12 protein-coding genes are annotated in these 13,527 nt (G+C 74.4%); 5 read left to right on the forward strand and 7 right to left on the reverse strand.

What is annotated here, in order from left to right; genetic code table 11:
* Window positions 1-35: 35 nt before the first annotated feature.
* The 5 genes from ACFYOJ_RS08455 to ACFYOJ_RS08475 all read right to left on the reverse strand — a co-directional run bounded on the left by ACFYOJ_RS08455 (window position 36) and on the right by ACFYOJ_RS08475 (window position 5,362).
* Window positions 36-710, reverse strand: a complete 675-nt coding sequence (locus tag ACFYOJ_RS08455) for a response regulator transcription factor (RefSeq protein WP_356551564.1) — start codon at window positions 708-710, stop codon at window positions 36-38.
* A gap of 107 nt (window positions 711-817) precedes the next feature.
* Complete coding sequence (locus tag ACFYOJ_RS08460; protein WP_356551483.1) at window positions 818-1,990, reverse strand: sensor histidine kinase; 1,173 nt, start codon at window positions 1,988-1,990, stop codon at window positions 818-820.
* Window positions 1,991-2,301: 311 nt separating this feature from the next.
* Complete coding sequence (locus ACFYOJ_RS08465; RefSeq protein ID WP_388596359.1) at window positions 2,302-4,071, reverse strand: polyamine aminopropyltransferase; 1,770 nt, start codon at window positions 4,069-4,071, stop codon at window positions 2,302-2,304.
* A gap of 87 nt (window positions 4,072-4,158) precedes the next feature.
* On the reverse strand, window positions 4,159-4,695 hold the full coding sequence (locus ACFYOJ_RS08470; RefSeq protein ID WP_356551485.1) for a DUF2617 family protein: 537 nt from the start codon (window positions 4,693-4,695) through the stop codon (window positions 4,159-4,161).
* Between the two features lie 409 nt (window positions 4,696-5,104).
* Window positions 5,105-5,362, reverse strand: a complete 258-nt coding sequence (locus tag ACFYOJ_RS08475) for a hypothetical protein (RefSeq protein WP_356551487.1) — start codon at window positions 5,360-5,362, stop codon at window positions 5,105-5,107.
* Window positions 5,363-5,528: 166 nt separating this feature from the next.
* Between ACFYOJ_RS08475 and ACFYOJ_RS08480 the strand changes: the two genes are divergently transcribed.
* Complete coding sequence (locus ACFYOJ_RS08480; protein WP_356551489.1) at window positions 5,529-6,710, forward strand: pyridoxal phosphate-dependent aminotransferase; 1,182 nt, start codon at window positions 5,529-5,531, stop codon at window positions 6,708-6,710.
* A 168-nt stretch (window positions 6,711-6,878) separates the two neighbouring features.
* On the opposite strand, the gene ACFYOJ_RS08485 is transcribed toward ACFYOJ_RS08480, so the two are convergent.
* Window positions 6,879-7,697 carry an AfsR/SARP family transcriptional regulator gene (locus ACFYOJ_RS08485; protein ID WP_356551490.1) on the reverse strand — a complete coding sequence of 273 codons (819 nt, stop codon included), beginning with the start codon at window positions 7,695-7,697 and terminating at the stop codon, window positions 6,879-6,881.
* A 196-nt stretch (window positions 7,698-7,893) separates the two neighbouring features.
* Between ACFYOJ_RS08485 and ACFYOJ_RS08490 the strand changes: the two genes are divergently transcribed.
* From ACFYOJ_RS08490 to ACFYOJ_RS08505, 4 genes are all read left to right on the forward strand, one after another.
* Window positions 7,894-8,073 carry a hypothetical protein gene (locus ACFYOJ_RS08490; RefSeq protein WP_356551492.1) on the forward strand — a complete coding sequence of 60 codons (180 nt, stop codon included), beginning with the start codon at window positions 7,894-7,896 and terminating at the stop codon, window positions 8,071-8,073.
* 62 nt (window positions 8,074-8,135) lie between these two features.
* Window positions 8,136-10,541, forward strand: a complete 2,406-nt coding sequence (locus ACFYOJ_RS08495) for a TOMM precursor leader peptide-binding protein (protein WP_356551493.1) — start codon at window positions 8,136-8,138, stop codon at window positions 10,539-10,541.
* Window positions 10,542-10,888: 347 nt separating this feature from the next.
* Window positions 10,889-12,097: a histidine kinase gene (locus tag ACFYOJ_RS08500; RefSeq protein ID WP_356551494.1), complete on the forward strand. Its 1,209-nt coding sequence runs from the start codon at window positions 10,889-10,891 to the stop codon at window positions 12,095-12,097.
* A 35-nt stretch (window positions 12,098-12,132) separates the two neighbouring features.
* Complete coding sequence (locus tag ACFYOJ_RS08505) at window positions 12,133-12,741, forward strand: response regulator transcription factor (protein ID WP_356551496.1); 609 nt, start codon at window positions 12,133-12,135, stop codon at window positions 12,739-12,741.
* Between the two features lie 18 nt (window positions 12,742-12,759).
* Here the strand turns inward: ACFYOJ_RS08505 and ACFYOJ_RS08510 are convergent, their stop codons facing one another.
* On the reverse strand, window positions 12,760-13,392 hold the full coding sequence (locus tag ACFYOJ_RS08510) for an NADH oxidase (protein ID WP_356551497.1): 633 nt from the start codon (window positions 13,390-13,392) through the stop codon (window positions 12,760-12,762).
* Between the last annotated feature and the right edge of the window lie 135 nt (window positions 13,393-13,527).

Here is a 13,527-nt window from a genome sequence, read left to right on the forward strand (position 1 = left end):
AGCGGGCGCCCCGGGCACCCCCCGTCGGTCCGAAGTCATCCGCCGCCCGGCGTCACCAGTCCCGTCTCGTACGCCAGCACCACCGCCTGGGCCCTGCTGGTCAGGCCCAGCTTGGCCATGGTGCGGTTGAGGTGGGTCTTCACCGTGGCCTCGCTGATGAACAGGCGTTCGGCGGCCTCCGCGTTGCTCAGGCCGCGGGCCACCAGCCCGAGGACCTCGGCCTCCCGGGTGGTCAGCGCCGCCAGCGCGGGCGGCGGCCCGGTCTCCGCAGGCCCCGGGGACGAAGGGCCCGGCATCCGGGTGTACGCCTCCACCAGGCGCCGGGTGACCGCGGGGGCGAACAGCGCGTCCCCGCCGTGCACCGCGGTGATCGCGGCCAGCAGCCGTTCCGGGCCGGCGTCCTTCAGCAGGAATCCGGAGGCGCCGGCGCGCAGGGCGCCGTACACGTACTCGTCGAGGTCGAAGGTGGTCAGGACGAGGACGCGGGGCGCGGGGTCCACGGCCTCGGCGAGGATCCGCTCGGTGGCCTCGATGCCGGTCATGCCGGGCATGCGGATGTCCATCAGGACGACGTCCGGCCTGGTCGCGGCGGCCAGCGCCACCGCCTGGGCCCCGTCGGACGCCTCGCCGACGACCTCCATGCCGGGGGCGGCGCGCAGCAGCGTGGCCAGTCCGGTGCGGACGAGGAACTGGTCGTCGACGACGAGCAGCCTGACGGGAGGGCCGGCCGGGCCGTGGGGCGAGGGGCCGGGCGGGGAGCCGGGCGTCGGTCCGGCCGGGTGGGAGGACGGGTGGCGGGGCGGGTGGTCTGCGTCGGTCATTCCCGGACAGGGTCTCCCCGGCGTGCGGTCTGTACCGGCGTCGGCAGGGTCAGGCGCACGCCGAATCCCCCCTCCCTGCGCGGGCCGACGACGATCGTCCCGCCGTAGAGCTTGGCGCGCTCGCGCATGCCGATCAAGCCGTGGCCGCCGCGCGGGGGGACTGTGTCCGGATCGGTCCCCTCGTGCCGTGCGCCACCGGGTCCGTCGTCGGTGACCGTCACCGTCACCTCGCCCGCGCGGTAGGCGAGTTCGACGGCGGCGTGCGCGCCCGGCGCGTGTTTGATGACGTTGGTCAGGGCCTCCTGGACCACCCGGTACAGGCACAGCTGCACCCCGGGCGGCAGCGGGCGCGGCTCGCCGGTGACCCGCAGGCCGACGGCGAGGCCGCCGGCGCGCACCCGGGTCACCATGTCGCCGAGCTGGTCGAGTCCCGGCGCCGGGGCGCCGTCCGCGCCCTGCACCCCGTCCGCGCGCAGCAGGCCCAGCATCCTGCGCAGTTCGGCGAGGGCCTCGCCGCTGGCGCCCTCGATGGCGTCGAGGGCGTCGCGCGCGGTGGGGGCGTCGGAGTGGAAGACGAACCGGGCGAGGCCGGCCTGGACGTTGATGACGGCGATGTGGTGGGCGACCACGTCGTGCAGCTCGCGGGCGATCCGCACCCGTTCCTCGGCCACCTCGCGCCGGGCCCGTTCCTCCTGTTCGGCGCGGAGCTGCCGGGTGAGGTCGCCGGTCCTGCGGGCGACGTACCCGAACCGCCACAGGACGAGCGGGAAGCCCACGGCCTGGCCGACGACGGAGGCCATGGCGTCGGCGCCGCTGACGATCCCGGCGCCGGTCCAGACACCGGCGAGCAGGGCGGCCGAGGCGGCGGCGAGACGGGTGGGGCGCAGGGAGGCCACGGTGTAGACGGCGAGCATGGGGCCGAAGGAGCCGACCACGGGCCAGTACCCGAGGGCGATGTAGAGGGCCCAGCAGCCGTGCGAGACGAGGCAGACGGCGACGGGGGCGCGGGTGCGCAGGGCGAGCGGCAGGTTCACCAGGGCGGCGAGCGTCCAGCCGAGCGGGTCGAGCGCGGGCCACCCCTGGGCGACGGCCTCGGTGCCGAGCAGGACGGCGACGGTCGTCAGCGCCGCGGCGATCAGGCCGTCGGCCGCCAGGGGGTGCAGGCGCATTGCCGCAGGGTAAGGCCGCCCGCCGGGCATCGGCGTCATCCTTCTGCCGTACCGCGGAAGTTGCAGACCCGCGGTGTCTACCGCGGTGGGTGTGGATCCGGATCAACCCTTCGCGGGATACCGGGGCGGGCGGGACGGCCATAGGTTCTCGGTGCGAACGATCCGCAGGGGGAGCGGCGGTCCGTCCCGGCCTGGGGGAGGGGCGGGCCACCGCGCGGGATCGCACCCCGGGGGGGGTGACGCCGACGGCCCCGCCCCACGCCGACGGTGGGGCGGGGCACCGGGGCCGGGGCCGGCATCGCGCCGGTGCGCTACCGCGGATGCACCAGCGTCGAGGGCGGCAGGCCGGGCACGTGGGTGCGGGCGGTGGAGCGGGCGCTCTGCGTCAGGGAACGCTGGGTGAGGGCGCGGGGACGGGGGCCCGCCGGATCGAGGCGCAGGGCGGGGGGCGTGCGGGCGGCGAGGAGGAAGCCCCAGTCCCGGGCCGCACGGGAGACACCGGCCGCGCGACCGGGTCCCGCGGTGGAGCCGGTGTCATGGTGGCCGGCGTCTCGGCCGGTGTCACGGCCGGTGGCGCGGTAGGCGACGGTCCGCAGGCCGGCCGCGCGCAGTGTGGCGTCGACGGTCCAGAAGTCCCGGGGCCGGGCGGTGACCGGACCGGCGTGCACGGCCAGCCGCCCGCCGGGGGCGAGCACCCGCCGCAGCAGGCCGTAGAACTCCTGGGAGTACAGCTTCGGGCCGGCGGTGTCGTCCGGACCGGGCAGGTCCGCGATCACCACGTCGTAGGTGCCGGCGGGCGTCGAGCGCAGCCGGCGGAAGGCGTCCCCCGTGGTGACGTCGAGGCGCGGGTCGCCGTAGGCGTGCTCGTTCAGCGCGGACAGGCCGGGATCGTGCCGGGCCAGCCGGACCAGCCCCGGGTCGGGGGCGACGACGTCGAGGCGGCGTACGCCCGGGTGGCGCAGCACCTCGCGCGCGGCGAGGCCGTCACCGCCGCCGAGGATCAGCACGCGCGCGTGCGGCCCGGTCATGGCCGGATGCACCAGGGCCTCGTGGTACCGGCGTCCGTCGCCGCCGCCGGCCCGCAGCCGGCCGTCCAGGAAGAGGCGCAGCGACCGGCCGTCGGTGCCGCCGGTGAGGACCACCTCCTGCACGCCGGTCCGTACGGCCACGCGGACGTCCCGGCCGTAGATCGCGTGGCGGGCGGCGCGTTCGAAGTCGTCGGCGAGGACGGTCGCCGAGGCGAGGAGGGCCAGCACGACGGCGTTGGCGGCCAGCAGCAGCCGGCGGGCCCGGCGGGTCATGTCCCGCCGGAACAGGCCGAGCACCAGGGCGGCGCCGACGGCCGCGTTGACGGTGCCGGTGAGCAGCGCGCCGGTCAGCTGGCCGAGGAAGGGCAGCAGGACGAAGGGGAAGGCCAGGCCGCCGACGAGGGCGCCGACGTAGTCCGCGGCGAACAGGTCGGCGACGGCGCCGCCCGCGTCCTGCCGGCGGATGCGCTGGATCAGCTCCATCAGCAGCGGCACCTCGGCGCCGATCAGCAGGCCGATGACGAGCGAGAAGACGACCAGGAGGACGCGCGGCCCGTCGGACCACATGCCGCCCCAGCCGCCGGTCCAGGCGAAGACCGCGTACAGCGCCATGGCGCTGGAGCCGCCGACGAGGGCGAGGGCGGCCTCGACCGCGCCGAAGCCGGCCGCGGCGAACCGGCGCAGCCGCTTGGCGGCGAGCGAGCCGATGCCCATGGCGAAGACCATGACGGACAGGACGACGGACGTCTGGGTGACGGAGTCACCGATCAGGTACGAGGCGAGGGCGACGAGTTCCAGCTCGTAGACGAGCCCGCAGGCCGCGCAGACGAAGACACCCGCGAGGACCAGGAGACGTCCGGTGCCGGGCCGGACGGGCAGCCGGACCGCCGCACCGGGTCCGCCCCGGCCGTCCGCTCCGCCGGAACCGTCCGCTCCGCCGAAGCCGCCCGCTCCGCCCGGGCCGGCGGTGCCGTCCGCCCCGTCGGGTCCGCCCGGGTCGCGCTCCCGGGACGGCGGTGTGCCGGGCGGGGCGGGGGCGTGCGGTTCGATCACGCAGTGACGTTACGTCACTCGTCCCTCGCGCTTCGTCACCCACATGTGTGAACTTTCGTCACGAGGGCCGTCGTGGGTTTATCCGCGTCACACCCCGGACGGGCTCAGCTGCGGCACCGGCACCCGGACGCCGACCCGGGACCGCGTCGCGACGAGCCGGCCCTCCTGCGGATAGGCGTGCCAGGTCCGCCACTGCACCTGGCCCTCGTGCCACCGGGCGAGCAGCGCGGTGAAGGCGTTCGGGCTGCCGGGGAAGACACCGGCCAGCCCGTGCGGATGGTCGGCGACCAGGGCCAGCAGCTCCTGGGCCCGGCCCGCGAAGGAGCCCGGGGTGAGCAGCTCCACGCGGGCGGCGAACTCGTACTCCCAGTCCCCCACCCGCTTGGCCACGCCCAGAGGGAGGGGGGTGCTGCTGCCCGGGATGCACGCGACCGTCTCCGAGCAGACGCCCCGCTCCTCCTCCAGCAGGACTTGGTGGGAGGCGCCGAGCAGCCGCAACTGCAGTTTCACTCCCGAGAGTTCGAGGTCGAGGCTGGCCAGCGCGGGCAGCGGTTCGCGCCCCAGGGCCCAGGCCAGGTCGGCGGCGCGCGTGTCGGTGTAGGCGGTGTTCAGGGTCGTGAGCATGGATCGGCTCCGCAAGCACACATGGAGAGGAAGGGGAGGGCGTGCACGCCCCGGTCACTGCCGGGGATGCGGCCCGGTCAGCCCTTCCGGCCGGTCAGGAGGGGGGTCAACAGGCCGCCCGGGGAGCTGCGTCGATGAGGAAGAGCGAATCATGAACAGGGGTTCCGCCACAGCTTTTTTACCCAACTTCATACCGTTTCCATCCCTTGGGGGACTCAACAGCTCACCTGTTCAACCACAACGCGCGCCCCGCCCCCTGGACACGCGCCGGACACGCGCCGGCACGCGGGAGCGCCCACCGGGCGTGTCTCCCGGTGGGCGCTCTCGGCGGGGGCCGGGGCCCGGACCCGTGTACGGGCCCCGGCCCAGGGGATGCGGTTCCCCCTGTCAGGAGCTCAGCCGCCCCGTGTCAGCTGCCTCCACCGCATCCGCCCCCGCCGCAGGACGACCCGCCGCCGGACGAGCCGCCGTCACAGGACGAGCCGCCGTCTCCCCCGCCGGCCCACCAGCTGCTGTTGCTGCCGCCGCTGTCGTGGTTCCCGCCCGACGATCCAAAGCCGCCGCTTCGCGCGCGCGTCCGGCCCGTGCGCGCTGTGCTCCGCCTGCCCAGGGCGAGCCCCCCGGCGGCCAGGACGACGATCACGATCAGGATGATGCCGAGAAGCATGGCGTCACCCTCCTTCCGATTCCCCCGGGCCCGCGCCCGGAAGTTCCCCCGAAGCAACCCCCCGTCGGGCGCCCCGCTTTCCGTGAAGCTCGTTGCGTGAACGGGGGATGCCCCCGCCCGCCGCGCCCCAAAGCAGAGTTGAGGAACTCCAGAGCTTCGGAGCAGGATGGCCGCCATGACCTCCAGCGCACGCCCCCTCCTCAACCGACGGCTCGCGGAGTTCGGGACGACGGTCTTCGCCGAGATGTCGGCGCTCGCGGTGCGGACCGGGGCGATCAACCTCGGACAGGGCTTCCCGGACACCGACGGCCCCGAGGAGATCCGGGAGGCGGCCGTACGGGCCCTGCGCGACGGCCGCGGCAACCAGTACCCGCCGGGCCCCGGCGTGCCCGAACTCCGCGCCGCCGTCGCCGAGCACCAGCAGCGCTTCTACGGCCTGGCCTTCGACCCCGACACCGAGGTCCTGGTCACCGCCGGAGCCACCGAGGCCATCGCGGCCACGATGCTCGCCCTCCTCGAACCCGGCGACGAGGTCATCGCCTTCGAGCCGTACTACGACTCCTACGCCGCGACCATCGCCATGGCCGGCGCCCGCCGCGTCCCGCTCACCCTGCACGCTCCCGACTTCCGCCCCGACCTCGACGTCCTGCGCGACGCGATCACCGACCGCACCCGCCTGCTGCTCCTCAACTCCCCGCACAACCCGACCGGCATGGTCCTCACCCGCGACGAGCTCGCCGCCATCGCGGAGCTGGCGGTCGAGCGGGACCTGCTCGTGGTCACGGACGAGGTCTACGAGCACCTGGTCTTCGACGGCGAGCACATCCCGCTCATCTCCCTGCCCGGCATGCGCGAACGCACGATCTCCCTCTCCTCCTGCGGGAAGACCTTCTCGTTCACCGGGTGGAAGGTCGGCTGGATCACCGCCGCCGCCCCCCTCGTCGCAGCGGTCCGCACGGCCAAGCAGTTCCTGACCTACGTCTCCGCGGGCCCGTTCCAGTACGCGATCGCCGAGGCCCTGCGCCTGCCCGACAGCTACTTCACCGGCTTCCGCGCCGGTCTGGCCGCCAAGCGCGAGATCCTCTCCGAGGGCCTGACCGCGGCGGGCTTCGAGGTCTACCGTCCTCAGGGCACGTACTTCATCACGACCGACGTGGCCGGGCTCGGCGAACAGGACGCCCTCGCGTTCTGCCGTTCGCTCCCGGCGCGGTGCGGCGTGGTGGCTGTTCCCAACTCCGTCTTCTACGACGGCAAGGAGACGGGCCGCAGCCAGGTCCGGTTCGCCTTCTGCAAGCAGGACGACGTTCTGCACGAGGCGGCCGGCCGACTGCAGCGCCTGCGGTCCTGAGCCCGCTCCCTCTTCGCCCCGCCTGATGTACGGGGGTGGTCGTGGGCGGCGTTCTGATCGCACAGTGCCGCTACCACTACGAAAGCTGACAGGACTCCCGGCCGGACCCGCGGCCCCTCCTGCCACGGGGTGCTTCGCGGCGGGTGCTTCCCCGCCAGCGGCCGGTGGTCAGCGGCCGGCCGGGGCGGGCTGCGGGACGGGGACGGCGCTCGTGCCCTGGAGGACCGGGTCGCCGCCGAGGACGGCCTGGTGCAGGCGGCGCAGGCGCGGGGAGGGCTCGATGCCCAGTTCGCCGATGAGGTTGGTGCGCAGCCTGCGGTAGACGTCGAGGGCCGAGGAGGGGCGGCCGGCCCGGTAGTACGCCACCATCGACAGGGCGTGCAGTCCCTCGTGGAGGGGGTGGTGCGCCGTCAGGGTGCTGAGCTCGGCCAGCAGTTCGGCGTGCCGGCCCAGGCGCAGCTCGGCGTCGATGCACTGCTCCAGGAGGCCGAGGCGGCTCTCCTCCATGTGCATCGTCTCCACGGACAGCAGCGGGCCGCAGCGTACGTCGGACAGGGCCGGTCCGCGCCACAGGCCGAGCGCGGCGCGGAAGCTGCGGGCGGCCAGGGCGTCATCGCCCTCCTCCATGGCCTGGCGGCCCTGGGCGCGCAGCCGTTCGTACTCGTGGAGGTCGACGCTGCCCGGGTCCACGCGCAGCAGGTAGCCGCCGTGCCGGGTGAGCAGCAGGTCCTTGGCGCCCACGGGGGAGCCGGGGCCGAGCGCGGCGTCGATGCAGCGGCGGATCTGCAGGATGTACGTCTGCAGGGTGGTGAGCGCGCTGCGCGGCGGCTCGGCCATCCAGATCTCCTCCATGAGGGCGGAGACCGGGAGGACCTGCTCGCTGTGCAGCACGAGGAGCGCGAGGATCTGGCGCGGCTTGCCTGCCGTGGGAAGCACCGAGGAGCCGTTCAGTTCGGCCTCGAACGAGCCCAGGACACGGATGCGCATGCTGTGCCTCCTGTCTTTCCGTGAAGTCCCGAGCGTCGCAGCGCGGCGCGCGCGGGGCCAGTGGCCGTGTCCCGGCCGGGACTGTGAATCCGTCATCGTCCGGACGTGAAACCAGCACTGTGGCGGGGCGGCGGGGCGGGGCAAGAATGCGGGGCGTCAAAAGGACCGCCGGTACGGACCGAGAAAGGCATTCGCCGTGAACCACATGACCGAGATCACCGTCACCGCTGTGCACGAGGTTCCTGCCGCCCGCTCCGGGCTGGTCGTCGAGCGGCTCGACGGATCGGACGAGCACGCGGCCCTGTTCACCGTCTGCTACGCGAACCTGAAGGCCGTCGCCGGTGCGCCGCTGAGCGGCGGGATACACCAGGCGTGAGCGCCGTGGGGGGACGGGGACACGGGGGAAGCGGGGGACGTGAGGGGCTCCGGAGCCAGGGGGTGCGCCTTTCGGAGGGCGCGGAACCGGCCGGCCCGGGCGGACCCGACGGCCGCCGCGGCACCGGGCACCCCGGCGACGGTGCGGGGTTCGTCGGATTCAAGAGTCATCTGTGGCCCGCCGTGCTGCCGGGCGAGGGGGCCTGCCTGGTGTCGCACCATGGCGTGACGGCCCTGCGCGGGGCGTCGGCCGAGGTGCTGGTGCCGCTGCTCGACGGGACGTTGACGCCACGCGACGTGGCACAGGCCGCGGCGTCCTCGCTCAGCGCGGAGGAGGTCGGTGACGCGCTGGCGGTGCTGGCCGATGCGGGCCTGCTGCGCATCAGGCCCGCCGCCGAGGCCCGGGTGTCCCCCGCGCGGCGCGCCGCCGAGGCGTACTGGGAGCTGGCCGGGCTCGACGGGGTGCGGGCCTCGGACCGGGTGGCGCGGGCCGTCGTGCGGGTGCTGGCGCCCGACGGCGCCCCGCGCGCCGGGGCCGGGCTGCGGGAGGCCTGCCGGGCGGCGGGCCTGCGGGTCGGCCCCGCCGAGGGGCCGGCCGAGATCTCCCTGGTGCTGTGCGACGACTACCTCAGCCCCGCGCTGCGCGAGGTGGACGCCCGGCACCGCCGCGAGGGCGTCCCCTGGCTCCCGGTACGGGTGGACGGGCCCGAGCTGTGGATCGGGCCGGTCTTCCGCCGGCCCGGGTCCGGCGGACCGCCGGGCGGGGCGTCCGGTGACGGGGACGAGGCGGCGGGCGGGGCCTGCTGGAGCTGTCTGGCCGAGCGGGTGCGCGGGCACCGGCGGGCCGAGTCGGCGGTGCAGCGGGCGCTGCGGCTCGACCGCCCCGTGCCCCGGCCGGGGGCCGGTCTTGCGGCCGGGCGGGCCATCGGGCTGCACCTGGCGGCGCTGACGGCCGCGAAGTGGCTGGCGGGGCTGCGTCTGCCGGAGCAGGACGCGGTGGTCACCGTCGACACGGTGTCGACACGCACCGCGGTCCACCCGGTGCGCCGCCGGCCGCAGTGCCCGGACTGCGGTGACCCCTCGCTGGTCACCGTGCGCGGCTGGCAGCCCGTCGTGCTGCGCAGCCGGCGCCGGACCACAAAGGACGCGGGCGGCGGGCACCGCGCCCTGTCCCCCGCCCGGATGCTGGAGCGGTACGGGCATCTGGTGGGGCCGGTCACCGGGATCGTCAAGGAGATCCGGCGCAGCCGCGGGGCGCCCGGGTTCACCCAGTCCTACGTGTCCGGTGCCAATCTCGCGATGGCGTCGGAGACGCTGGCCGGGCTGAGCGCCGGACTGCGGGCGCTCAGCGGCGGCAAGGGGCTGACCGCCGAGGAGGCCCGGGTCGGGGCGCTGTGCGAGGCGGTGGAGCGGCACAGCGCGAGCCGGCAGGGCGACGAGCCCGTGGTGCGCGACTCCTACCGGGCGCTGGGCGGGGTCGCGCTGCATCCGAACGACTGCCAGCTCTTCCACGACCGGCAGTTCGCCGAGCGGGAGCGGTGGAACGCGCGCCGCTCGCCGTTCTCCCTGGTGCCGGAGCGGTTCGACGAGAACGCGGTGGTCGACTGGAGCCCGGTGTGGCCGCTGACCGGCGGCGGGCACCGGCTGCTGCCGACGAGCATGCTCTACTACACCTCGGCCACGACCGCCCCGCACGAGCCGGTCGCCGACTCGAACGGGAACGCGGCGGGGGCGAGCCTGGAGGACGCCGTGCTCCAGGGGCTGTACGAGCTGATCGAGCGGGACGCCGTGGCGCTGTGGTGGTACAACCGCACCAGCCAGCCCGGGATCCGGCTCGACGCGTTCGACGAGCCGTACATCGAGCGGCTGCGGCAGGGGCACCGGAGCATCGGGCGCGAGGTGTGGGCGCTGGACCTCACCTCCGACCTGGGGATCCCGGTGGTGGCGGCGCTCTCGGCCCGTACCGACAAGCCCGAGCAGGACATCGTGTTCGGCTTCGGCGCGCATTCCGATCCGCGGATCGCGCTGCGGCGCGCGCTCACGGAGCTGGGCCAGCTGCTGCCGGCCGTGGCGGACGTGGGCCGGAGCGGCGGGGGCTACCGGGTGCACGATCCGGAAGCCCTGGCCTGGTGGACGAAGGCGACCGTGGAGAACCAGCCGTATCTGCGCGCCGACCCGTGCCTGGCGCGGCGCACCCCCTCGTCCTGGCCGTACACGCCCCGTGCCGGCCTGCTCGACGAAGTGCGCGCGGTGACGGACGCGTTGGCGGGGGCGGGGCTGGAGGCCTTCGTCCTCGACCAGACCCGGCCGGACATCGGGGTGCCGGTCGTCAAGGTCGTCGTTCCCGGGCTGCGTCACTTCTGGGCGCGTTTCGCGCCCGGCCGGCTCTACGACGTGCCGGTGGCGCTGGGACGCAGGGCGGAACCGGTGCCGTACACGGAGCTCAACCCGGTTCCGTTGTTCGTGTGACCGCCCACCGGGCCGGCATTCCGCGTCGGCGGTTCCCCGGACCGGCGTGCCGGCCCCTTCCACCGGTGCGGTACCGCGGCCCCGTGGTCCCGGTACCGCGCCGACGCCCCGGGTCGCCGTCACGGCGGGACCCGGAGGCCGCACGGGGCTTTTCCGCCTCACGGCATACCGTTACTTTACTGTGCCTTTGCCGCTTAAAATGGCCGCTCCCCTCCCACCCGCAGCGGAGAAGGAGCTCCCACCGGATGTCGCACAGCTCCCCGCACGAAGACGAGGCGCGTACGTCCGGCCGTTCGGCAGCCGGGTTCCCCGTACCGCGGTTACCGAAGGCCATCTTCCTTGCGACATTGGCCAGTTACACCGGAATCAACATCATCAACCTGATCGGCCAGGACCCCTCGCCCCTGGTGACCGCGCTGAGCTGCGCCACCATCCTGCTGGCGGGCGCACTGCAGTGGTACCACTCGGGGCGGCGCGCGCCGCTCACCCCGTGGTGGGCGCGCGCCCTCTCGCTCACGGTGCAGGCCCTGGTCACCTACCTGCCGCTGCTCTTCTTCGGCGTCCTGTGGGGCTCGATGGCCGGTTTCCTGGCCGGCTCCATGCTGTTGCTGGTGCCTGGCCGGTGGGGCTGGGCGCTGTACGGGGCCGTGGGCCTGTCCATGGTGATCCCGGTGGCCGCCGAGGGGCTGCCCGCCGTCGAGATGTTCTACATCTGCCAGAGCACGCTGCTGGCCGGGCTCGTGCTGTACGGCGTCTCCCGGCTGTCGTCGCTCGTCGACGAGGTGCACGCCGCGCGGGCGGAGACGGCGCGCGCGGCGGTGATGCTGGAGCGGACGCGGCTCTCCCGGGACCTGCACGACCTGCTGGGCTTCAGCCTGTCCGCGGTCGTCCTGAAGGCCGAGCTGATCCACCGGCTCATCCCCCTGCACAGCGAGCGGGCGAGCCGTGAGGTCGAGGAGGTGCTGTCGATCTCGCGGCAGGCGCTCTCCGACGTACGGCGGGTGGCACGCGGCTACCGCGACATGTCCCTCAAGGCCGAGCTGTCCTCGGCCCGTTCGGTGCTCACGGCGGCGGGGATCGACGTGACGCTCGATCTCGCGCCGGAGGCGGAGCAGGTCTCCCAGGAGACCGACACGGTCCTCGCGACGGTGCTGCGCGAGAGCATCACGAACCTGCTGCGGCACAGCAAGGCGTCCCGGTGCACGGTGCGCGCGTCCGTGGAAGGCGCCGACGGCGGCACCGTACGGCTCGTGGTCCGCAACGACGGGGTGATACGCGATCATTCCGACCGGGCCGGTGACAGCGGCAGCGGCCTCGGGAACCTGCGGCGGCGGCTGGACGCGATCGGCGGGCGGCTGACGGTGGACGGGCCGCGCGGCGAGGACGGCGAACGGGAGTTCCGGGTCACGGCGACGGCGCCCCGGTGGCCCTCGGGGGCGCGGCGGGAGGAGGACGGCGCGAAGTTCCCGGTGGTCCTCCCCCGGGGCGCTTCGAAAGGCAACCCCCTTGATTGCGCGGCTGATTGTATCGTCTCTGCCAGGGCAGGGAGGGACTGACGAGGGGACAGCGCCCTGCCGCAGAGGGGGTAGGCGTGATCCGTCTGTTGCTGGCCGAAGACATGCACATGGTGAGAGGTGCGCTGATAGCGCTGCTCAGCCTGGAGCACGACATGGAGGTCGTCGCGAGTGTGGAGCGCGGCGACGAGATCCTGGCGGCGGCGCGTGAGCACAAGCCGGACGTGGCGGTCATCGACATCGACCTGCCGGTCCTGGACGGTCTGTCCGCGGCGGCGCTGCTGCACGAGCGGATGCCGTCCTGCAAGACGCTGATCCTGACCAGCCTGGACCGGCCGGGAACGCTGCGCCGGGCGATGGCCGCGCAGGTGTCGGGCTACCTCCTGAAGGACGCCCCGCCGAGCGAACTCGCGCAGGGCATCCGGAAGGTGGCCGCGAACCAGCGGGTGATCGACTCGGAGCTGGCACTCGCGGCCTGGGGCGGCGCGGACAGCCCGCTGACCCAACGGGAGACCGAGGTGCTGCAGTTGGCCGCGCAGGGCAACGAGGCGGCGGAGATCGCCGACCAGTTGCACCTGTCGGTGGGCACGGTGCGCAACTACCTGAGCACCTCGGTGGCCAAACTCCAGGGCCGCAACCGCGTCGACGCCATCCGCATCGCCCGCGAGGCGGGCTGGCTGCTGTGAACGGGGCGCCGCGGTGCCTCAGTCGGGCACCGCGGCGACGAACTCGGCTGCCTGCAGGTAGGCCAGGATGCCGCGGGTGACCTCGGCGGGCAGCGCCACCGACGCGCACAGGGTGTCGGCCGTGGTCGGCCAGGCCAGCAGACCCACCACCCACATCACCTCGGGGCGGTGGATCTCCACGCGGTAGTTCGCCCAGTCGGCCTCCAGCAGGACCGAGGAGCGGCGGAAGACCAGGACGAGGCCGAGCGCCATCCGCAAGCGCCCCTCGGCGGGCGGCACCGTGGCGGACAGGACGACGTCACCGACCGGTGTCACCGACAGCAGCGGGCCGCCCAGGTCGTCCAGGCCCAGAGTACGCACCACCAGCGTGGCGCAGCGGCGCAGCGCGGGCAGCACCCGGGCGAGGACGTCGGCCTCGCCGGCGGGGCCGCCGTTCGCCGGGCCGTGCGCGTTGGCGAGCAGGACCGGGCCCAGCTCCATGCGGCGCACGGTCTCCACGACGATCGGCTCGGGGTGGTCGAGGCGGACGGTCACGCCGTCGGCGGTCAGGGTCAGTTCTCCGGGGGCGACGTGGACCGCCACGTCCTCACGCAGCGACCACAGATGCAACGGCCGTACGGGCCGCTCCACCGCGCCGGCAGAGGTTGTCATGCGTACTTCCCTCAGGCGTACCGGGGATGCGGACGCTCCACCTTGCCGTCCTGGACCCGTCCGGGAAAACCCCCGGGGCCGGGCCGGGGCCGTGACCCAGGCGATAATCAAGCGCGGCCCGAGAGAATGCCCCGC

It is taken from the genome of Streptomyces sp. NPDC006384, assembly GCF_042870695.1.
Taxonomy (GTDB): domain Bacteria; phylum Actinomycetota; class Actinomycetes; order Streptomycetales; family Streptomycetaceae; genus Streptomyces.

Coding starts and splice junctions, on each gene's coding strand:
- ACFYOJ_RS08460 (WP_356551483.1), bottom strand. CDS start 1,990: ATGCGCCTGCACCCCCTGGCGGCCGACGGCCTGATCGCCGCGGCGCTG.
- ACFYOJ_RS08470 (WP_356551485.1), bottom strand. CDS start 4,695: ATGCTCACGACCCTGAACACCGCCTACACCGACACGCGCGCCGCCGAC.
- ACFYOJ_RS08475 (WP_356551487.1), bottom strand. CDS start 5,362: ATGCTTCTCGGCATCATCCTGATCGTGATCGTCGTCCTGGCCGCCGGG.
- ACFYOJ_RS08480 (WP_356551489.1), top strand. CDS start 5,529: ATGGCCGCCATGACCTCCAGCGCACGCCCCCTCCTCAACCGACGGCTC.
- ACFYOJ_RS08485 (WP_356551490.1), bottom strand. CDS start 7,697: ATGCGCATCCGTGTCCTGGGCTCGTTCGAGGCCGAACTGAACGGCTCC.
- ACFYOJ_RS08510 (WP_356551497.1), bottom strand. CDS start 13,392: ATGACAACCTCTGCCGGCGCGGTGGAGCGGCCCGTACGGCCGTTGCAT.